At 67.0% G+C, this 18,845-nt stretch carries 20 protein-coding genes and 3 pseudogenes; 6 read left to right on the forward strand and 17 right to left on the reverse strand.

Features of this window, described 5'->3' with window-relative positions; translation table 11 throughout:
• Positions 1–25 precede the first annotated feature (25 nt).
• The 4 genes and pseudogenes from ppsA (at position 26) to ACPEE0_RS08725 (ending at position 6,697) form a co-directional block, all read left to right on the forward strand.
• A pseudogene (gene ppsA / locus ACPEE0_RS08710) lies at positions 26–2,441 on the forward strand (phosphoenolpyruvate synthase).
• A gap of 133 nt (positions 2,442–2,574) precedes the next feature.
• Positions 2,575–5,324: pseudogene (locus tag ACPEE0_RS08715) on the forward strand (HAD-IA family hydrolase); the annotation flags it as partial.
• A gap of 108 nt (positions 5,325–5,432) precedes the next feature.
• Entirely contained in the window at positions 5,433–5,666 is a 234-nt protein-coding gene (locus tag ACPEE0_RS08720) for a glycosyl hydrolase family 65 protein (RefSeq protein ID WP_424575258.1), read from the forward strand.
• Positions 5,663–6,697, forward strand: a complete 1,035-nt coding sequence (locus tag ACPEE0_RS08725) for an ATP-dependent 6-phosphofructokinase (RefSeq protein ID WP_424574357.1) — start codon at positions 5,663–5,665, stop codon at positions 6,695–6,697. The genes ACPEE0_RS08720 and ACPEE0_RS08725 overlap by 4 nt, the downstream gene beginning before the upstream one ends.
• Positions 6,698–6,735: 38 nt before the next feature.
• Here the strand turns inward: ACPEE0_RS08725 and ACPEE0_RS08730 are convergent, their stop codons facing one another.
• The 10 genes and pseudogenes from ACPEE0_RS08730 to ACPEE0_RS08775 form a co-directional block, all read right to left on the reverse strand.
• Positions 6,736–6,978 carry an acyl carrier protein gene (locus tag ACPEE0_RS08730; protein ID WP_009356302.1) on the reverse strand — a complete coding sequence of 81 codons (243 nt, stop codon included), beginning with the start codon at positions 6,976–6,978 and terminating at the stop codon, positions 6,736–6,738.
• A 261-nt stretch (positions 6,979–7,239) separates the two neighbouring features.
• Positions 7,240–7,533 (reverse strand): annotated as a pseudogene (locus ACPEE0_RS08735) (2-oxo acid dehydrogenase subunit E2); the annotation flags it as partial.
• Entirely contained in the window at positions 7,428–7,826 is a 399-nt protein-coding gene (locus tag ACPEE0_RS08740; protein ID WP_424574358.1) for a hypothetical protein, read from the reverse strand. The pseudogene ACPEE0_RS08735 and the gene ACPEE0_RS08740, both read right to left, overlap by 106 nt.
• On the reverse strand, positions 7,823–8,401 hold the full coding sequence (locus ACPEE0_RS08745) for a biotin/lipoyl-containing protein (RefSeq protein ID WP_424574359.1): 579 nt from the start codon (positions 8,399–8,401) through the stop codon (positions 7,823–7,825). Before ACPEE0_RS08745 ends, ACPEE0_RS08740 begins: the two co-directional genes overlap by 4 nt.
• Positions 8,394–9,374 (reverse strand): alpha-ketoacid dehydrogenase subunit beta, encoded by a 981-nt coding sequence (locus ACPEE0_RS08750; protein WP_133347334.1) that lies wholly within the window; start codon positions 9,372–9,374, stop codon positions 8,394–8,396. The genes ACPEE0_RS08745 and ACPEE0_RS08750 overlap by 8 nt, the downstream gene beginning before the upstream one ends.
• Entirely contained in the window at positions 9,371–10,396 is a 1,026-nt protein-coding gene (gene pdhA / locus ACPEE0_RS08755; protein WP_424574360.1) for a pyruvate dehydrogenase (acetyl-transferring) E1 component subunit alpha, read from the reverse strand. The genes ACPEE0_RS08750 and pdhA overlap by 4 nt, the downstream gene beginning before the upstream one ends.
• The gene (locus ACPEE0_RS08760) at positions 10,393–10,701 is read right to left on the reverse strand and encodes an AMP-binding enzyme (protein ID WP_424574361.1); all 309 of its coding nucleotides are present in this window, start codon (positions 10,699–10,701) and stop codon (positions 10,393–10,395) included. Before ACPEE0_RS08760 ends, pdhA begins: the two co-directional genes overlap by 4 nt.
• A complete protein-coding gene (locus tag ACPEE0_RS08765) occupies positions 10,655–12,043 on the reverse strand; it encodes an AMP-binding protein (protein ID WP_424574362.1) in 1,389 nt (462 codons plus the stop codon). The genes ACPEE0_RS08760 and ACPEE0_RS08765 overlap by 47 nt, the downstream gene beginning before the upstream one ends.
• 294 nt (positions 12,044–12,337) lie before the next feature.
• On the reverse strand, positions 12,338–12,529 hold the full coding sequence (locus tag ACPEE0_RS08770) for a VOC family protein (RefSeq protein WP_009359241.1): 192 nt from the start codon (positions 12,527–12,529) through the stop codon (positions 12,338–12,340).
• Between the two features lie 55 nt (positions 12,530–12,584).
• Positions 12,585–13,331 carry a glucose 1-dehydrogenase gene (locus tag ACPEE0_RS08775; RefSeq protein ID WP_424574363.1) on the reverse strand — a complete coding sequence of 249 codons (747 nt, stop codon included), beginning with the start codon at positions 13,329–13,331 and terminating at the stop codon, positions 12,585–12,587.
• Positions 13,332–13,481: 150 nt separating this feature from the next.
• On the opposite strand from ACPEE0_RS08775, the gene ACPEE0_RS08780 reads away from it, so the two are divergent.
• Entirely contained in the window at positions 13,482–13,799 is a 318-nt protein-coding gene (locus tag ACPEE0_RS08780; protein ID WP_240684963.1) for a hypothetical protein, read from the forward strand.
• 75 nt (positions 13,800–13,874) lie between these two features.
• Here the strand turns inward: ACPEE0_RS08780 and ACPEE0_RS08785 are convergent, their stop codons facing one another.
• The 7 genes from ACPEE0_RS08785 to ACPEE0_RS08815 form a co-directional block, all read right to left on the reverse strand.
• Complete coding sequence (locus ACPEE0_RS08785; protein WP_424574364.1) at positions 13,875–14,189, reverse strand: Hsp20/alpha crystallin family protein; 315 nt, start codon at positions 14,187–14,189, stop codon at positions 13,875–13,877.
• A gap of 217 nt (positions 14,190–14,406) precedes the next feature.
• The gene (locus ACPEE0_RS08790) at positions 14,407–14,577 is read right to left on the reverse strand and encodes a hypothetical protein (protein ID WP_424574365.1); all 171 of its coding nucleotides are present in this window, start codon (positions 14,575–14,577) and stop codon (positions 14,407–14,409) included.
• Positions 14,574–15,410, reverse strand: coding sequence for an alcohol dehydrogenase catalytic domain-containing protein (locus ACPEE0_RS08795; protein WP_424574366.1), 837 nt, complete (start codon positions 15,408–15,410; stop codon positions 14,574–14,576). The genes ACPEE0_RS08790 and ACPEE0_RS08795 overlap by 4 nt, the downstream gene beginning before the upstream one ends.
• A gap of 66 nt (positions 15,411–15,476) precedes the next feature.
• A complete protein-coding gene (locus ACPEE0_RS08800; protein WP_424574367.1) occupies positions 15,477–16,553 on the reverse strand; it encodes an HAD-IC family P-type ATPase in 1,077 nt (358 codons plus the stop codon).
• Positions 16,554–16,593: 40 nt separating this feature from the next.
• The gene (locus tag ACPEE0_RS08805; RefSeq protein ID WP_424574368.1) at positions 16,594–17,454 is read right to left on the reverse strand and encodes a hypothetical protein; all 861 of its coding nucleotides are present in this window, start codon (positions 17,452–17,454) and stop codon (positions 16,594–16,596) included.
• 16 nt (positions 17,455–17,470) lie between these two features.
• Positions 17,471–17,809: a hypothetical protein gene (locus ACPEE0_RS08810; RefSeq protein ID WP_424574369.1), complete on the reverse strand. Its 339-nt coding sequence runs from the start codon at positions 17,807–17,809 to the stop codon at positions 17,471–17,473.
• A 139-nt stretch (positions 17,810–17,948) separates the two neighbouring features.
• Complete coding sequence (locus tag ACPEE0_RS08815; RefSeq protein ID WP_424575259.1) at positions 17,949–18,593, reverse strand: universal stress protein; 645 nt, start codon at positions 18,591–18,593, stop codon at positions 17,949–17,951.
• Positions 18,594–18,596: 3 nt separating this feature from the next.
• Between ACPEE0_RS08815 and ACPEE0_RS08820 the strand changes: the two genes are divergently transcribed.
• On the forward strand, positions 18,597–18,839 hold the full coding sequence (locus ACPEE0_RS08820; protein ID WP_424574370.1) for a hypothetical protein: 243 nt from the start codon (positions 18,597–18,599) through the stop codon (positions 18,837–18,839).
• Positions 18,840–18,845: the final 6 nt, after the last annotated feature.

Here is an 18,845-nt window from a genome sequence, read left to right on the forward strand (position 1 = left end):
CTTCAGCCAGGCACAAAATCGAGGAATGAAAGCTGCCGCGGCACCATCCGTCAACAATGCCCGTGTGATGTGGATCGGGGAGACGGGCATCGGGGATATCGCCTCCGTTGGGGGGAAGAATGCCTCGCTCGGGGAGCTCAGCCGGTCCCTGCGGTCGGCCGGCGTCAGCGTTCCGGAAGGGTTTGCGACCACTGCTTCGGCGTACCGGGCGTTCCTGGAAGCCAACGCCCTGGTGCCGCGGATCAAGGAACTCGTTGCGGACTACCGCAGCGGACAGTCAACGCTCCGGCAGGCAGGCGCCGCCATTCGGGAGCTTTTCCTGGCAGCGACCTTCCCCGAGGACACGGCGGCCGATATCCGCGAACACTACCGGGCGCTCTGCCGCCGGGCGGGGGAGCAGCAGGTGCCGGTGGCCGTCCGCAGCAGCGCCACGGCTGAAGACTTGCCCGATGCCAGTTTCGCCGGCCAGCAGGAGACGTTCCTGAACGTGGCGGGGGAGCGGGCGGTCCTGGACGCCTGCCGCCGCTGCTACGCCTCGCTGTTCACCGACAGGGCCATCACCTACCGCGAGATCAAGGGGTTTGACCACCTCGATGTTGCCCTGTCCGTGGGCGTCCAGCGGATGGTGCGGTCCGACGTCGGTGCTTCAGGAGTGATGTTCTCGATCGACACCGAGTCGGGGTTTCCCGGCGCCGTCCTCATCAGTGCCGCGTGGGGACTCGGGGAAACCGTGGTGCAGGGAACCGTCAACCCGGACAAGTACCAGGTGTTCAAGCCCCTGCTCGCCAATGCTTCGCTGAACCCCGTCATTGAACGGCACGTGGGGGCAAAAGAACGGAAAATGGTTTACAGCCATGGCGGCGACGCCCGCACGAAAATGGTGGAAACCACCCCGCATGAACGCAGGTCCCTGGTGTTGTCGGACCCTGAAGTTGTCCTCCTTGCACGGTGGGCCGCGGCCGTTGAGGACCACTACGGGCGCCCGATGGACATGGAGTGGGCAAAGGACGGCATCACCGGCGAACTGTTCATGGTGCAGGCGCGGCCGGAAACCGTGCAGGCCCAAAAGACGGGCTCAACCTTCCGGACGTACCGTCTTCGGCAGCAGGGCAGGCTCCTGACCGCCGGGGCCGCAATCGGGGACTCCATTGCCCGGGGTCCTGCCTGCGTCATCCGTGATGCGAAGGACATTGAAGACTTCGTGGACGGTTCGGTCCTGGTGACCCGGATGACCGATCCGGACTGGGTGCCGGTGATGAAGCAGGCGGCAGGAATCGTCACCGACCATGGAGGACCCACCAGCCACGCCGCGATCGTCAGCCGCGAACTGGGGGTGCCGGCCGTCGTCGGCACACGGAACGCAACGGACGTCCTTGCCAACGGCGCAGCGGTGACCTTGTCCTGTGCCGAAGGCGAAGAAGGGCACGTCTATGAAGGGCTGCTGGACTTCGCCGTGGAGGAAGTGGACATGGCCACCCTTCCCGCCACCCGGACGGCTGTGATGGTCAATATTGGCAGCCCTGCCGCCGCATTCAAGTGGTGGCGGCTGCCGGCCGCGGGCGTCGGCCTCGCGCGGATGGAATTCATCATCAACAACCTGATCCGCATCCACCCCATGGCACTGGTCCATCCCGAGCGTGTCGCCGATCCGGAGGCCGCCGCGCTGATCGAAGACCTGACCCGGGGCTACCCGGACCGCCGGGAGTATTTCATCGATGTCCTGGCCACCGGGATCGCGAAAATCGCGGCGCCCTTCTACCCCAAGCCCGTTATCGTCCGCCTCAGCGACTTCAAAACCAACGAATACAGCCACCTCATCGGAGGCGGGGCCTTCGAACAACCCGAAGAGAACCCGATGCTCGGCTTCCGCGGAGCCTCTCGCTACTACAGCGAACACTACCGGGAGGGGTTCGCGCTGGAATGCGAAGCCCTCAAGCGGGTCCGGGAACACATCGGCTTTTCCAACGTGATCGTCATGGTCCCGTTCTGCCGGACGGTGGGGAAGGTGACCTCGTGATCAAGGCCATGGCGGACCATGGGCTGGTCCGCGGCGAAGCGGGGCTCGAGCTGTACATGATGTGTGAAATACCGGCCAACGTGGTGCTGGCCAGCGACTTCGCGCGGCGTTTCGACGGCTTCTCCATTGGTTCGAACGACCTTACGCAGCTGGTCCTGGAGTGGACCGTGATTCCGAGCAGCTGGCCGCGCTCTTCGACGAGCGGGATCCGGCGGTCACCACCATGATTGCCGAGGCCATCGGCAAGGCCCACGCCGCCGGGATCAAAATCGGCATCTGCGGCCAAGGCCCCAGCAACCACCCCGACCTCGCCGAATTCCTGGTGGACCAGGGCATCGACTCCATCTCGCTGAACCCCGACACGTACCTGCGCACCATCCCCATCATCGCGGCTGCCGAACAGCGGCCGGGCAAACAGGCCTAAAGGCACTGGAAGCGGCGGCGCCTTCACTGGTACTGATGAAGCCATGACCACGTCGCCGACCGCTGCTGCTGCGAAGCCGCCCTTCGACGCCGTGATCTTCGACCTGGACGGCGTGGTCACGAACACCGCATCCATGCACCGCGCCGCCTGGAAGGACGCATTCGACCAGATCCTGCAGGACCCCCGGATCCCGCCGACTGCAAACCGGGCCCCGATGACCAAGGCCGACTACCTGAACTTCATCGACGGCCTTCCCCGCGAGGATGGCGTCCTGAAGTTCCTCGCCGCCAGGGGGGTGGAGATAGACCGCGGGACGCAGGCCGACGAGCCGGGGGCATGGACAGCGGTTGGCCTTGGTGCCCTGAAGAACCGCCTGTTCCTGGAACGCCTGAAACGCGGCGGGATCCAGGCCTACCCGGGAACGCTGCAGCTCCTGCAGCGGCTCTCCGGCGCCGGGGTGCCGGCCGCCCTTGTCACGTCCAGCCGCAACGCCTCAGCGATCCTGGAGTCAGCAGGACTTACCCGCTATTTCAGCGTGGTGGTGGACGGCAACCTGGCCGCAAGCCTGGAGCTGCAGGGAAAGCCCGCCCCGGACACCTTCCTCGCGGCAGCGTCCCGGCTCGGAGTCCTCCCGTCCCGCTCCGTCGTTGTCGAGGATGCCGGCGCGGGCGTGCAGGCTGCCCGCCGCGGCGGGTTCGGGCTGGTGGTGGGAATTGACCGCAACGGAACCCGGCGCGAACTCGAGGCGGCGGGCGCCGCCGTCGTGCTCAACGACGTCGCTGAACTGGACCTGGGACTGGTTGCCGGTGATCCCTGGCAGCTTGTCTATGAGGGGTCCGATCCGGGACACGAAGGGCACCGGGAGGCGCTCACGACCTTGGGGAACGGCTATCTGGCAGTCCGGGGCGCGGCCCCCGAGGGCGGGCCCTTTAGCTACCCGGGCATGTACCTGGCAGGGGTCTATAACCGGGTCTCGGCCATGGTGGCAGGCGAAGAGCTGCTGGAAGAGCACATGGTGAACGGGCCCAACTGCCTTCCCCTGGACCTGCGCCCGGCCGGCGGAACCTGGTGGTCCGAAGGAGGGCTGGTTGTCCTCCGGGAGCGCAGGACACTGGACCTCCGCGCTGCCGTCCTGGAGCGGCGGCTCCTGCTCGAAGCGGCGGACCGGCGCCGCCTGGAGGTGGTCCAAACCCGGTTCGTGTCCATGGCCGACCCGCACCTGCTGGGCCTCGCCACGAGCATCACCCCGCTGGGCTGGAGCGGAACCCTTGATGTGCGTACCGGCATCAACACCGCAGTGAGGAATGCGAACATCAGGGACCCCTCGTCCGGACAGGGGATCCACCTCAGGGACAGGACCTGCCCCGGACCGGAGCGCAGGGATCCGGCGGACAGCACGGCTGTGGTGCAGGTGGAGACCACACAAAGCCTGGTCCGGGTCGCGGCTGCCTTCCGCGTCGTTGCCTCCGGCGAGGCCGGGGCAGGCGGACGCGGCCGGAAGGGAGGCCTGCACTTCCAGTCCTTCACGCTTGCCCTCAAGGAGGGAACGACGGCGGAGGTCGCCAAGACGGTGGCGGTGGTGACGTCGCGCGACCACGCGATTTCCAGTCCCGAGTCGGAGGCAAGGGCGGTGCTGGAGCGGGCCGGCAGTGATTTCGATGCCCTGCTGTCCGCCCACCGGGAGGCGTGGCGGCGGGAACTGCGTCCCTTCCTGGTGGAGATCGACGCCCCCGTACAGGTCCGGCTGGTCCTCAACCTCCATATCTTCCACGTCCTGCAGACACTGACCCACCACACCGCCGAGCTGGACGCCGGAGTCACCGCCCGCGGGCTTCATGGCGAGGGATACCGCGGGCATGTCTTCTGGGACGAGCTGTTCGTGCTGCCCCTGCTGACGTCGCGGACGCCCCACGTGGCCCGTGCCCTGATCGATTACCGGTGGCGCAGGCTTCCAGCAGCCCGCCAGGCCGCCCGCGCCCTGGGGCTCCGGGGCGCCAAGTTCCCCTGGCAGAGCGGCAGCGACGGGAAGGAGGAAACGCCAAAGTGGCTGTACAACGAAAAGTCCGGGCGGTGGGTGAAGGACCACTCCCACATGCAGCTGCATGCGGGCCTCGCCGTCGCCTTCAACGCCTGGCAGTACTACCAGGCAACCGGTGACACCGCATGGCTCTTCGAACGGGGCGCCGAGTTGCTGATCGAAGTGGCCCGGTTTTTCGTGTCCCTGGCGCAAGACGACCAGGACACGGCCGGTACCACCTGCGGGGCGTAGTGGGGCCGGACGAGTACCACACCGGCTACCCGGGAAACCCCGGGCCCGGCCTGGACGACAACGCCTACACCAATGTCATGGCGGCCTGGGTCTGCGTGCAGGCTTCCGAGCTTGTGGCCTCGGCGCACGGAAACGACCTTGCCGAGCTCCTGGAGCGGCTCGATGTGGCGGACGGGGAACCTGACGTCTGGGCCCGTGTGGGCAGGGCCATGTACGTTCCGTTAGGCCCCGACGGCGTGATCAGCCAGTTCGAAGGCTACGAACAGCTGCAGGAACTCGACTGGGAACACTACCGGGAGGCGTACGACAGCATAGAGCGGCTCGACCTCATACTCGAGGCAGAAGGCGACGAAACCAACCGGTACAAGCTCGCAAAGCAGGCCGACGTCCTGATGCTGCCGTACCTGCTGGGGCATGAGGGCCTTGTCACGTTCCTCAACGAGCTCGGCTACGCGTACTCGATGGAACAGCTGCACCGGACCATCGAGTACTACCTGGCCAGGACTGCGCACGGTTCAACACTGAGCCGCGTTGCCCACGCATCCGTCCTTGCCGGCCTGGACGCCGACCGCGCCTGGGACAGCTACCGTGAGGCGCTGGACGCCGACCTTGACGACACGCAGCACGGCACCACCCGGGCCGGCATCCATCTGGGAGCCATGGCCGGCACCATCGACGTCATCCAGCGCAGCTTTGCCGGTTTGCGCATGAGCGGCGACACCATGGTGTTCGCCCCCAACCTGCCCGCAGGGCTCAACGCGGTTGCCTTCCAGGTCCGGTACCGGGGACATCTCCTGACCGTGCGCCTCGGGGACGGCCGCATCAGCGTCGCCTCCGCGCCCGGGAACGCCATGCCCATCAAAGTGCGGGTTGCCGGAAGGGACATGACGCTTGCCGCCGGCCAGGCGAGGGACTTCGCCGCACCCCGGCAAATCAAGGGACCGGCCGGCCCATGAACCTTCCACAACGGCTGGGTGTCCTGACCAGCGGAGGTGACTGCCCGGGGGTGAACGCGGTGATCCGGGGCGCTGTGCTGGGCGGCACCGTTGCGCACGGTTACGAATTCGTGGGCTTCCGGGACGGCTGGCGGGGAGTCCTGGAAGACGACCTGCTGCCGCTGCCCCGGCGGGCGGTGCGCGGCATCTCGGGGCTGGGCGGAACCATCCTGGGAACATCACGCACCAACCCGCTGTCGGAGGGCGGGGTGGAAGCGGTCCGTAGCAGCATGCGCCGCCACCGGCTGGAGGGGCTGATCGCCATCGGTGGCGAGGGTACGCTGGCGGCCGGCAAGGCCCTCTCCGACCAGGGCGTCAACGTCGTCGGCGTGCCGAAGACGATTGACAATGATCTGGGCGCCACGGACTACACGTTCGGGTTCGATTCGGCCGTGCAGACGGCCACCGAGGCAATCGACAGGCTGCGGACCACCGGTGAATCACACCACCGCTGCATGATCGCCGAGGTCATGGGCCGGAACGCCGGCTGGATTGCACTGCACGCCGGGATGGCGTCCGGCGCCCATGCCATCCTGATCCCTGAACACCGGGTGGCATTGAAGCAGGTGGCCGCCTGGGTCACCTCCGCCCGTGACCGCGGGCGGGCTCCGCTGGTGGTGGTGGCCGAGGCATTTACGCCGGAGGGGCAGGATGCGCCGTACGCGCCCCGCGGCCTGGATACATTTGGACGGCCGCGGCTCGGCGGGATCGGGCTTGCCCTTGAACGGGAGCTGCAACAGCTGACGGGGATTGAAACCCGCGCCACCGTCCTCGGCCACATCCAGCGCGGCGGCGAACCGACAGCCTTCGACCGCGTCCTGGCAACCCGGCTTGGAATGGCCGCGGTGGGGGCAGCAGCTGCGGGTCGCTGGGGGACGATGGTGTCCCTGCGCGGCACGGAGATCGTCAACGTGGGGCTGGAGCAGGCCCTGGGAGCGTTGAAGGTGGTTCCCGAGGCGCGCTACCAGGAGGCGGCCGTGCTGTTCGGCTGACTGGCTCCGCCTTGCTTGCTTCGGCCGGGTGTGCCCAGCTAACCGTGGGCGGCGACGTATTCCACCAGGCCCCCAACGGTGGCCACGGCGGGATAGTCCCGCTCGGGGATGTCCACTCCCGTGGATCCGGCGATGGTTTCCACCAGGCGGAGGAAATCGAGGGAATCCAGCTCCAGGTCCTGGCGCAGCCTTGCGCCGTCGGCCAGGTCCCCGGGTTCGACGTCGGGCGCCACCTGGCCGATGGCCGCCTGCACTGCCGTTCGGGCGTCCTGCTGGTTCATAGCTCCTCCGGGGTTTGCAACAGTTCGTCGATTCGGGACAGGAAACGGCCGCCGCGCAGCCCGTTGCTGACCCTGTGGTCCGCGGACAGGGTTGCAGTGGCGGCGTGGCGGATGCCGAGCATGCCGTGATGGGCCCAGGGCTGCTCCATGACCCTGCCGAAGCCAACCATGGCCACCTGCGGCGGATAGATCGACCCCGTAGACGCTCTCCACGCCGAGGTCCCCCAGGTTTGTGACGGTGATGGTCGGATCTGCCATCTCGGCCCGCTGCAGCCGGCCGGCCCGGGCCCGGTCAACGAGGTCCCGCAGCTGCTCCATGAGTTCGTCGAGCGTCAGGGCGTCCGCATCATGCAGGGCAGGCGCCACGAGCCCGCCATGGCGCAGGGCCACCGCAACTCCCAGGTGCACGGCAGTGCCGGGGTGGAATGAGCCGTCCGTGAAGAAGCCATTCATTTCCGGCACCTCCTTCGCCGCCAGCGCGGTGGCCTTGAGCAGCAATGCTGACGAACCAGGCGCGAGGCGACAGGCCGCCCGCCGTTGGCCGACGCCATCCATGCCATCGCAGCTTCCAGGTCCAGGGTCGTGGCGAGGTAGTAGTGCGGGATTTCCTTCTTGGAACGGGACATCAGCGCGCCCACCGCCTGCCGGAGGCTTTCCGCCTTCCCGCCCGCGGCCTCCTTCCGGCCCCTCCGTGCGCCCGTCCCGGCGCCGGCAGGTGCCGCCGCCACTGGAGGTTCCGGCGTCGGGCCCGGCGGCTCAACCCGGGATCCGGCGGCTGCTTCGCGGCGCACATCCGCCTCGGTCACCGCTCCCTCCGGCCCGGTTCCGGACAGGCCCTGCAGGTTCACGCCAAACTGTTCCGCCAGCCGGCGCGCCAGCGGCGAGGAGCGCACCCGGCCGCCCGGCCCGCGCCGGAGGAAGCCGCGTCCGGCACCCGGTCCGGGGCCGGTGCTGGAGGAACGGGCTTCCTGGTGGGGGACGCTGCGGCGGCGCGTTCCACGTCGGCACGCGTCACCGCACCATTCCTGCCGCTCCCGTGGAGCGAGCCGACGTCGACCCCCAGCGAGTGCGCCAGGTGCCGTACGGGGGGCGGAAGCTTTGCATCCCGGTCAGCGGGAGCCCGGCCACTGGGAGCCTCGTCAGCGGAAGTCCGGTCACTGGCGGGTCGTCCGGAGGGCAGCTGCGCGGGCGTGGCGGTGATCCGGGCGATGGGCGTCCCCACATCCACCGTGTCGCCGATCTCCACGAGGAACTCGGCAACGACGCCTTCCTCAAAGGACTCAATGTCCATCACGGTCTTGTCCGTGTCCACCGCGGCAATGAGATCGCCTTTGCGGACATAGTCGCCGGGCCTGACCAGCCACTCCACCACCTTGCCGTGCTCCATGTCAGCGCCCAGGGACGGCATCCGGAACTCAGCCACGGGTACCCGCAGCTGCCCTTGCTGCAGCCACCACCCGTTCCACCGACGGCAGCGCGGCGAGCTCCATGTGCTTGGCATACGGTACGGGCACCTCCTCGCTGCAGACCCGCTGTACCGGGGCGTCCAGGTCGAAGAACGCGTGTTCGCTGATCCGGGCTGCTATCTCAGCCGAGATGCTGCCGCTGCGCCAGCCCTCGTCCACCACCACTGCCCGGTGCGTCCTGCCGACGCTGCCAAGGATGGTTGCGTCGTCGAGCGGCCGCAGGGTCCGCAGGTCGATGACCTCCGCGTCGATGCCTTCCCCTGCCAGCTGGTCAGCGGCTTCAAGCACGGCCGGAAGGGTGCCGCCGTACGTGATGAGCGTGACGCCGGTGCCCGGGCGCCGGATGGCGGCCGTGCCGATGTCCACCGGACCGGCGTCGTCCGCCAGCTCCCCGGCCACGTTGTACAGGGATCCGTGCTCAAAAATCAGGACCGGGTCCGGGTCTTCCAGCGCGGTCCAGAGCATGCCGCGGGCGTCGGCCAGCGTGGCGGGGGTGAGGATCCGCAGGCCGGGGATATGCGCATACCAGCCTTCCAGGCTGTGTGAGTGCTGCGCGCCGAGCTGGCGTCCGGCTCCGGTGGTCATCCGGATGACGAGCGGCACGTTGAACTGTCCGCCGGACATGTGCAGGAGCGTCGCTGCGTTGTTGACGATCTGGTCCAGCGCCAGGAGGCTGAAATTGACCGTCATGATTTCGACGACGGGCCGCATCCCGCCCAGCGCGGCCCCGATGCCGGCGCCCACGAAACCCGACTCGGACAGCGGCGTATCGCGGATGCGTTCCGGCCCGAATTCCTCCAGCAGGCCAAGGCTGACGGCGAAGCCCCCGCCGTAGCGGCCCACATCCTCGCCCATCAGGAAGACCCGCCCGTCGCGTTCCAGGGCGTCGCGGAGGGCCGCGCGCAGGGCCTCCCGATACGTGGTCTTCATCCTGCTGCCCTGCCTGCCTGGTCCGCGCCGGGCGTCCTTTCGCTGTACACGAACCGGGTCAGCTCCTCCACCGGTTCCAGGGTTCCTGCCTCGGCGAACTCGACGCCGGCTGCCATTTCCGCGTCAACGTCCGCCTGCAGCGTTTCCCAGGTTTCCGCCGGCAGTTGGCCCGCAGCGTCCATGGAATCCCGGAGCAAACGGATGGGATCGCGTTCCATCCAGCGGGCCACCTCGGCTTTCTCCCGGTAGAGCTCCGGATCGAACATTGAGTGCGCGCGGAACCGGTAGGTGCGGAGCTCGAGGAAATGCGGCCCGCCGCCGGACCGGACGGCGTCAACGGCGCGCCGGGCAGCCTCCTCGACGGCGAGGACGTCCATCCCGTCCACGGCCCAGGCGGGGATCTCGTAGCCGGCGGCTTTGAGCGCGATGTCCGTTTGCGACTCCGAGCGGGCCAACGCTGTACCCATGGCATAGAGGTTGTTCTCGCAGCAGAACAGGACGGGCAGCTGCCACAGGGCTGCCAGGTTCAGGCTTTCGTGGAATTCGCCCTCGGCCACCGCACCTTCGCCGAAGAAGCAGGCTGTCACCCGGTGCCGGCCACTCATTTTGTCAGCCAGCGCCAGTCCGACGGCGAGGGGCAGCCCGCCGGCGACGATCGCATTTCCGCCGTAGAACCGGGTAGCGGCATCAAAGAGGTGCATCGAGCCGCCCCGGCCGCGGCAGCATCCTTCAAGCCGGCCGTACATCTCGGCAAGGATGGCCCCGGCGGAGACCCCCCGGAGGAGCGCGTGGCCGTGTTCCCGGTAGGTGGCCACCACGCAGTCCTCCGCTGCCAGCGGTTCAAGGACGCCGGCGGCCACGGCCTCCTCTCCGATGTACACATGCAGGAACCCGCGGATCCTCGCGGCACTGTACAGTTCCACGCACTTTTCCTCGAGCCGGCGGATACGCAGCATCTGGCGCAGGAGGTGGCGGGCGTGGTCGGCGTCGGCGGGGCCCTGGCTGCCGCGCACTGCGGTCATGGCCGTTGCTCCGGGGCCTGCTCCAGGGTGGAGAGATCGCCCTCGGGCAGCCCGAGCTCGCGGGATTTGAGGAGCCGGCGGAGGATTTTTCCGCTGCGTGTCCTGGGCAGGGACGGGGTGAAATCGAGCAGCCGGGGAGCGACGGCGGCGCCCAGCCTCTTGCGGGCAAACCCAATAATGTCCAGGCGAAGTTCCTCTGACTGTCCATACCCCTGCCGGAGCTCCACGAATGCCTTGACCAGTTGGCCGGCCACCGGGTCAGGAACGCCAATGACCCCTGCCTCCGCCACGGCGGGGTGCTCCATCAGGCAGCTTTCCACCTCGAAGGGCCCGATCAGGTGGCCTGAAGACTTGATGACGTCGTCCCCGCGGCCCACGAACCAGGTAGTAGCCGTCGGCGTCACGCCGGGCGAGGTCTCCGGTCAGGTACCAGCCCCCGGCGAAACAGCGACGGTAGCGTTCTTCCTCATTCAGGTACCCCCTGAACATCGACGGCCAGCCGGGGCGCAGCGCCAGTTCACCGATGGAGTCCGGGTCGTTGACCAGCAAGGCCTCACCGTCACGGAGCAGCGGTTTTCCGTCGGCGTCCCGCGCCACGAGTCCTGCCTCGATTCCGGGCAGGGGCCGGCCCATGGAGCCGGGGCGGATCGGCATCGCCGGGTAGTTGGCGATCATGATTCCGCCTGTCTCGGTTTGCCACCAGTTGTCGTGGACCGGCAGGCCCAGGACGTCCTGGCCCCACATGACAACCTCCGGATTCAGCGGCTCGCCCACGCTTGCCACGAACCGAAGTGCAGAAAGGTCATGCCCGGCCGCCTTGTCCGGACCCGCCTTCATCAGCATGCGCAGGGCGGTGGGGGCCGTGTACCAGACGGTCACCCGTTGTTCGGCAAGGATCCGGTACCAGCGTTCCGCGTCCAGTTCTTCCTCATCCACGACGACGGTGACACCGTGCACCAGCGGGGCGATGATGCCGTAGGACATGCCGGTCACCCAGCCCGGATCCGCAGTGCACCAGTAGATGTCATCCGGATGGAGGTCAAGGGCAAAGCGGCCGGTGGCGTAGTGGGCAGTGACGGCGTCATGGACGTGGACGGCGCCTTTGGGCGTGCCGGTCGTGCCGCTCGTGAAATGCAGGAGGGCCATGTCGTCCGGCCGGGTCACTTCGATGTCCCGCAGAGGGACGGCAGCCGCCATGAGTTCTGCAAGGTCCAGGGTTTCCGGTTCCGGCGTCCCGTCCGCGTCAACCAGGAGGACCACGTGGAGGTCGGGGAGGCTGTCCCTGAGTGGTGCCACCTTTTTGCGGTAAAGCGCCCTGGTGGTCACCAGGACGCGTGCTGCTCCAAGGTGGAGCCGCTGCCGCACCGGCTCGGGGCCGAAGGCGGAGAACAGCGGGCAGAAGACGCTGCCGTTCTTGAAGGTCCCCAGCACTGCCGCATAGAGGTCGGGGCACCTGCCCAGCAGGGAGAAGACGCGCTCGCCGCGCCGGATGCCAAGCTCCCGGAGGACGGTGGCAAATTTACCTGACTGGCCGGCGAGTTCCAGGTAGGTCAGCGACTGCACGCCGCCGTCGGCCCGGATGAAGCGGAGCGCTTCCCGTCCGCCCTGTCCACGGACCACATGGCGGTCAACGGCTTCATACGCCATGTTCAGCCCCCGGCCCCCGGGCAGCCCGGACAGCTCATTCCGGCCTGGTCCGATGAAAAGGTTCGTCGGGTTGCCTCGTAGTCGGCGAGGTTTGGCCGCACTGCGAAGGATCCGGTGTCCTTGGTGATCGTGGGCCAGCGGGTGGGACCTGCGGTTCCAGTCCTCATCGTCCCATCAGACTCCTTGTGTGAGCGCGGAGGATAGGGTCATAGGTCCCTGCGCTTCCCTGCCCGTCCCGGGGGACAGGCCGGATAATAGTGGCCCGGCGAGGGGCGCCGTTTGTGGCCACCGGGATCACGATACCGCGGGCGACGAGTCCTGCCAGAGGCCGATGATATTCCCCTCCGTGTCCTGGAAATAGGCGTTCCAGCCAAGACCAGGCACCTCAAGCTTGCCGCGCACCGTCTTGCCGCCCGACTGCACTATGTGCTCCAGCGCCGCGTCAATGTTGTCCACCGCGATGGTGATCAGCGGAAACTTGAGCACGTCCCCGCGCCGGAAGATTAGTACTCTGGACCAGGGCCGAATGGTCTTCCGCGGCTTAGCCTGCCTCGGGAGGGGTGACCGTACCCGCAGTGTCGCCACCGTCGACGACGAACTCGGCTCCGGTGACAAACGAAGACTCGTTGGACGCGAGGTAGAGAACCAGGCTGGCGACTTCACCCGGATGCCCCATCCTGCCGATCGCAACGCGGCTCATATCCGTCTCCACCCCGGCCGTCATTGGTGTGGAAATGACCCCGGGATGAACGGAATTGGCCCTGATCCCGTAGCGACCAAGATCGAGGGCGACACTCTTTGTCAATCCCCGCACTCCGAACTTCGACGCGGTGTAACCAGGAATCTGCTCATACCCCCGCAGGCCGGCAATCGAGGAGATGTTGATGATTGATCCTCCCTTTGATTGCTTAAGGGCCGGTATCGATGCCTTGATCCCATTGAAGGTTCCGGTGAGGTTGACGGCGATGACCGCGTTCCATTGATCCAGGGTGTAGTCCTCGATGGACGCGAAATTTACGATCCCTGCATTGTTCACAAGGATGTTCAGGCCGCCAAAAGCCTCGACGGCGGCTTTCACCGCGGCCTCCCACTCCTGCGGGCTTGTCACGTCCAGATGGACGTAGAGGGCGCCGGAGCCCAGGCGTACAGCGGTTTCCTTTCCTTCACCGTCCAGGACGTCGGCTATGACCACCCGGGCTCCTTCGCCGTGCAGCCTGGCGGCCACGGCGGCCCCAATACCGCGGGCGCCCCCGGTGACGAGGGCTACTTTGTCGATGACTCGTTCCATTGAGTGGTTCCTCCTTGTGATTGCAGCTTCAGACCTGGTGTGGGCCGCTTGGCGAGCCCGGTGTGGACAGGACCTTGTCCTCTCGCGGAAAGCTAGAAAGCTGCTTAGCGTGGATGGGGGAACCAAGCTGCCGCCAGGGAAGGAGACGCCTTGCGTTGGGATCTGGGGTTGACGGGGATTGCGCTCCTTGCGGCCATGTCTTTGGCATTCGGCGGTGTGGCCCATCTCATCGTCGGGAAGAGGGCGTGGCGCTGGACGTGGCTGCTCGGCGCAGCCGGCTACTTCCTTGGCGGCGTGCTGGTCAGCGAAGTGTGGTTTGGGTGGGCCACGGAAGTGGAACTGCAGCCCAACATTGACGGCCTGTCCTTCGACGAGGTCCAGCTCGTGACCTTGTTCGGAATTGTTGTTGCCGTAGTGCTCAGGTTCGTGGTGCGCCGGAAAGCCCCTCCTCCGCCACCGCCGTATTAGATGGTTGTTTTCCGGGGCGACAGGTCCTGCAAGGGCTTATGGCCTGGACCCGGCCAGGCCATAAAGGCCCTTCAGCTAGGCCCGGCTGATGGGGATCTTCGACGAGGTGGACTGTTTGGCCTGGTCGGGCATGGGGGCGCGGACCTCGAGAACGCCGTCCTTGTAGGACGCAGTCACGTCACTTTCCTGGACACCGTCGGGCAGCGGGATCCGCCGGACAAAGGACCCGTAACGGAACTCCGAACGATACGTGTCCTTTTCCTTCTGTTCCTTCTTTTCCTCCCGCTTGGCCTTGATCACCAGGGCACCCTGGGACACCGTCACGTCGACGTCCTTGTCCGGGTCGATGCCTGGCAACTCAGCCCTGACCACCACTGTGTTGCCCTCCACTATCTCCTCCACGCGAATCGCCGAGGCACCCATCTCGCTGTCAAAGAGCCGCTCGAACATGTCGAGGGGGGAGCGGCGGGTATCGAACCGACTTCATCAGGTCAGTCATGTCTGCCTCCTGTTGGGTTGAGCCGGACCGTGGAATGGCCGGCACCTCCACCATCCGCCGGGTGCGCGCCGGGTTCCAGAGCCAAAAGTCCTGACTCCGGCAACGGCGTCAGGACGGGCCGATTTTCAGGACCGCGGAGCCTGTCACCCTGTCCGCGGCAAGATCCGCCAGCGCCCTGTCCGCTGCGTCGAACGGGTAGACCGTCACGGTGGGTGCCAGCGGGATCCGGGCCGCCAGCGCGAGGAATTCCCGGCCGTCTGCGCGGGTATTGGCGGTCACGCTGCGGATTTGCCGTTCATAAAAGAGTTCGGACGCGTAATCCAGAGCGGGTATGGCGCTGAGGTGGATGCCCGCGATAGCGAGGGTTCCTCCACGGTCCAGGGCGCGGAGTGCCACCGGCACCAGGTCACCCACAGGGGCAAACAGGATCGCGGCGTCAAGAGGCTCTGGCGGGACATCATAGGCATCGCCCACGAAGACCGCCCAAGGTCCCGGGCAAGCGAACGGGCCTCCTGTGAGCGGGTCATGACGTATACGCGCGTGCCCTGGAACATTGCCAGCTGTGCGGTCAGGTGGGCCGAACTGCCAAAGCCGTAAATGCCCAGCCGGCCCCCAGGCGGAACGCTGGCCCGCTTCAGCGCGCGATAGCCGATAATGCCTGAACAGAGCAGCGGGGCCGCCTGTTCATCGGTAAAGACGGGCGGAATCGGGTAGGCAAAACTTTGGGATACTGCAAGCTGCTCGGCGTAGCCGCCATCCTTGTCCCAGCCAGTAAAGACGGGGGTGGAGCACAGGTTCTCGTCGCCGCGGAGGCAGTAGGCGCATTCGCCGCAGACCCCGCCAAGCCACGCAACCCCCACCCTGTCGCCGGTCCGGTATGCCGAATTGGCCGCCGCCTCGACGACGAAGCCCACGGCCTCGTGCCCGGGCACAACGTGGGGGTGGCGGGGTGCGAGGTCTCCTTCGGCGAGGTGCAGGTCGGTCCGGCAGATACCGCAGACGTTGACCTGGACAGCGATTTCATCAGCTCCGGGAGCCGGGCTGCTCCGATCGCCCAGCACCAGGGGATGGTTGGTCACCGGACCTGGCCGGTCCACCCACCATGCGCGCATGTTCTCCTCCTTCCGGATGCCCACTCCACCCTCGCACCACCGGCGGCGCGCAACCAGAGCCGAAGGTCACTCCCGATGCGTCCGCACGGACGGTATGCGCCCCCGCTGGTGGTGTTTCACCCCTTCGACGGCAAGGCTTCCCGCGGCTGCCGCCAGGAGGCTGGCCGCCAGGAGGTCCGGGGCGGGCCAGTCAAGCCTGAAGAACTCCACCGCAAGCGGCACGGTGAACAACAGGGCAAGGCCGCCGTACATGCCGGCCAGAATGAGGAACTTCGGCCGGTTGAGCGGGCGGGAAACGGAGACCAGGATCCAGGCTGCAATGAGGCTGAGGGTGAGAGTGGAGGCGGTTTGGACGGCCGCCGTACTGTGTCCGCCGGTTGCGGAAGCGTAGATACTGACGCCCATCACACTGGCGGCGACGCCGACTCCGGCGGGGACAGCAAAGGCCAGGGAACGCTTGAGGAATCCAGGCTCATAACGCTGGCCGGACGGCTGCAGGGCGAGGAAGAACGCGGGCAGGCCTATGGTCAGCCCGTCGATGGCGGAGAGCTGGCGTGGCAGGAACGGGAACGGCAACAGCATGATCCCGGTCGTCAGCGCAATGAGTGTTGAATATATGGTCTTGCTCAGGAAGACCATGGACACCCGTTCGATGTTGCTGATGGCCCTGCGGCCCTCGGCAACAATGGCGGGCAGCCTGTCGAAACGGCCATCGAGCAGCACCAGCCTGGCCACCGCCTTGGTGGCGGGGGAGGCCGAGTCCATGGCGATACCCAGGTCGGCTTCCTTCAGTGCCAGGACGTCGTTGACCCCGTCGCCCGTCATGGCCACCGTATGTGCCCGTCGCTTCAGGGCCCGGATCATGTCCTGCTTCTGGGCCGGGGTGACGCTGCCGAAGACGTGGTGGGCCTCCACAACCTGCTCGAGCAGGTCCGGATCCGCGGGCAGTTTCCGTGCGTCGTAGGCCGCGCCCGTTCCGAATCCCACCTTGCCCGCGAGGACGCCCACGGTCCGGGGATCGTCACCGGAGATGATCTTCACGGTGACCCCCTGCTGCCGGAAGAAGTCCAGTGTCCTGGGTGCGTCCTCCCGCAGGTTTTCATGAAAGGTCAGCAGCAGTGCCGGCGTCGTGTGGCCGGGCACCCCGGCCGTCCCGGTGCCGGCAGCTGGAAGGCACCAGGGATTATGGACAAGTGCCAGGGTCCGCAAACCGGAAGATGCCAGCGCGGCTGCCCGGCGGTGCGCTTCCCTGCAACCGGCTGATGGACCACCCAGGAGTGCATCGGGTGCCCCCAGGATCCACGTCCCGGCGGCGCCGGACGCCGGTCCGAAGGTCACCGAACTCCACTTTTGTGCGGCAGTAAAAAGGGACAGCGGACACCTCCGGCAGGGCATTCGACGCCGGAAAGGCTTCACCGATGGCGGCGGCCGTGCTGCTGGTGCCGGCGTTGGCGCCGAACCATTCCAGGGCCGCCCTCCATCCCTCCGCCGGTCCGGCACCCGCGTCATGGACGGCGTCGAAGGCAACGGAACCGGACGACAGCGTCCCGGTTTTATCAACGCACAGGACGTCCACCCTTGCCAGCACCTCCACCGCGGCGAGTTCCTGGACCAGCACCTTCTGGCGCGCAAGCCGCAGCCCGCCAACGGCAAAGGCCACGCTGGTGAGCAGCAGCAGGCCCAGGGGGATCATGGCCAGGACGCCGGCAACAGCCGCCACGGCCGTCACGGTCCACCGTCCCGGGTCCTGCATCCCCGCCCAGCCCCCGTGGGTCTGCACCTGCGCATTGATGACGAGCAGCGCCGTGGGGAGCAACAGCCACGAGACGACGGTGAAGACCCGCTCGAGCCCCCTCCGGATCTCCGACGTCACCAGGGAGAAGCGCCTTGCTTCGGAAGTAAGCCGGTAGGCGAACGTTTCCTCTCCCACTTTGACGACACGGGCCACGCCACCGCCGGCCAGTATCAGGGTCCCGGCCAGCAGCCTGTCGCCGGGATGTTTCCCCACGGGCTCGGATTCTCCGGTCAGGAAGGACTCGTCCACCTCAAGGTAGTCATCGTCAACGAGCTGCAGGTCTGCGGTGACCTGGTCCCGGCGCCCAGCACAACAAGATCGTCGGGAACAGGCCTGCCGCCGGAATCTCCTGCCTGACCCCGTCCCGCAGGACCCGGCTCCTCGCGGCATGCAGGACAGCCAGCTGGTCCAGCGAGCGCTTCGCACGGTACTCCTGCACGATACCGATGACGGAATTGCCCACTGCCGACAAGCCAAACAACGCATCGCGCCATTGATCCAGGACGAACAGGAGCAGGAAACTGCACGCCACGATGCCGTTGAACAGCGTCAGGACATTGGCCCGGATAATCTGCCAGACTGTGCGGCTGGCGGCAAACGGCACGCTGTTGACACGGCCCGCCCTGGTCCGCTCCAGGACCTCGGCAGAGGAAAGCCCCCCCGGGTCCGGGGTGGGAACCCCGGGCAGGGCCGGCAGCCAGCGGGCGCTTGCCTCCAGCGTCGGACATGGCCTCCTACTGGATCTACTGCTTGTGTTCGGATTTCCGCAGGTGCGTGATGATGGTGGCGCAGGGCGGCCGGGTCAGCACGGCATGGGCGGTGGATCCCAGAAGGAGCCGTCCAACGCTGCCCCTGCCCCGGCTGCCCAGCACCAGGAGCCTGGCGTTCGAGCCGGCCTGGATCAGCGCATCCGCCGGTTCCAGGAGGGTCTCCAAAACCCCGTGCACCACGATGTCCGGGTACTCCTGCCTGAGCCCTGCCACAGTTTCGGACAGGACAACCTGTTCCTCCTCCAGCACATGGGCGGCAAACCTGCTGGACGGAAGCCCAGCCTTGATCCAGCGGTTGGGGCCGGTAAATGCGTAGAGGACTGTCAGTTCCTCGCCCAACGCATCCGCCTCGGCCGCGGCGAATGCCACCGCCTGGGTGGACTCCTGGGATCCGTCGACGCCGACCACGACGCCGCGCCCGCCTTCCTGCCCCGGCCCGATCACCGCGACCGGCGACTCCGCCACGGCAGCGGCCTGCAGTGCCCTGTCCGTCAGTGCGCCGCGTGCGTGGCCGCTGGATCCCAGGACCAGCATGGCCGCGTTCTTCGAATAATCGCCCAGTGAAGCTCCAATCGCCCCCTCAAGCAGTTCGAGCGAAACCTGCAGCCCCGGCTGCATTTCGTGCACGCGTTCCCCGACTTCCTTGAGCATGTCAAGGCCCGACTGTCGCAGGACGTCAACGTAGGGGAGGGCTTCCCCTACCATCCACCGGTCATCCAGGACATGCAGTACAACCAGGGAACTTTGTGCTTCTTTGCCCGGGCAGCCGCCCAGGCCACGGCAGCGTTGGAGGCCGAAGATTCGGTGATGCCGACGGCGATCGGCTTGCCTGTTTCCATGATGGATCACACTTTCTGGCGTTGATTGTGG

It is taken from the genome of Arthrobacter sp. SD76 (genome assembly GCF_049726125.1).
Classification (GTDB): Bacteria; Actinomycetota; Actinomycetes; order Actinomycetales; family Micrococcaceae; genus Arthrobacter; species Arthrobacter nitrophenolicus.

What these genes read in the sequence shown, in the direction of transcription:
- ACPEE0_RS08775 (WP_424574363.1), bottom strand. Translation starts at nt 13,331, where the DNA reads ATGGAACGAGTCATCGACAAAGTAGCCCTCGTCACCGGGGGCGCCCGC.
- ACPEE0_RS08730 (WP_009356302.1), bottom strand. Translation starts at nt 6,978, where the DNA reads ATGAACCAGCAGGACGCCCGAACGGCAGTGCAGGCGGCCATCGGCCAG.
- ACPEE0_RS08795 (WP_424574366.1), bottom strand. Translation starts at nt 15,410, where the DNA reads ATGCGCGCATGGTGGGTGGACCGGCCAGGTCCGGTGACCAACCATCCC.
- ACPEE0_RS08760 (WP_424574361.1), bottom strand. Translation starts at nt 10,701, where the DNA reads ATGGAGCACCCCGCCGTGGCGGAGGCAGGGGTCATTGGCGTTCCTGAC.
- ACPEE0_RS08725 (WP_424574357.1), top strand. Translation starts at nt 5,663, where the DNA reads ATGAACCTTCCACAACGGCTGGGTGTCCTGACCAGCGGAGGTGACTGC.
- ACPEE0_RS08720 (WP_424575258.1), top strand. Translation starts at nt 5,433, where the DNA reads ATGGTGTTCGCCCCCAACCTGCCCGCAGGGCTCAACGCGGTTGCCTTC.
- pdhA (WP_424574360.1), bottom strand. Translation starts at nt 10,396, where the DNA reads ATGACCGCAGTGCGCGGCAGCCAGGGCCCCGCCGACGCCGACCACGCC.
- ACPEE0_RS08750 (WP_133347334.1), bottom strand. Translation starts at nt 9,374, where the DNA reads ATGAAGACCACGTATCGGGAGGCCCTGCGCGCGGCCCTCCGCGACGCC.
- ACPEE0_RS08765 (WP_424574362.1), bottom strand. Translation starts at nt 12,043, where the DNA reads ATGGCGTATGAAGCCGTTGACCGCCATGTGGTCCGTGGACAGGGCGGA.
- ACPEE0_RS08815 (WP_424575259.1), bottom strand. Translation starts at nt 18,593, where the DNA reads ATGCAGCCGGGGCTGCAGGTTTCGCTCGAACTGCTTGAGGGGGCGATT.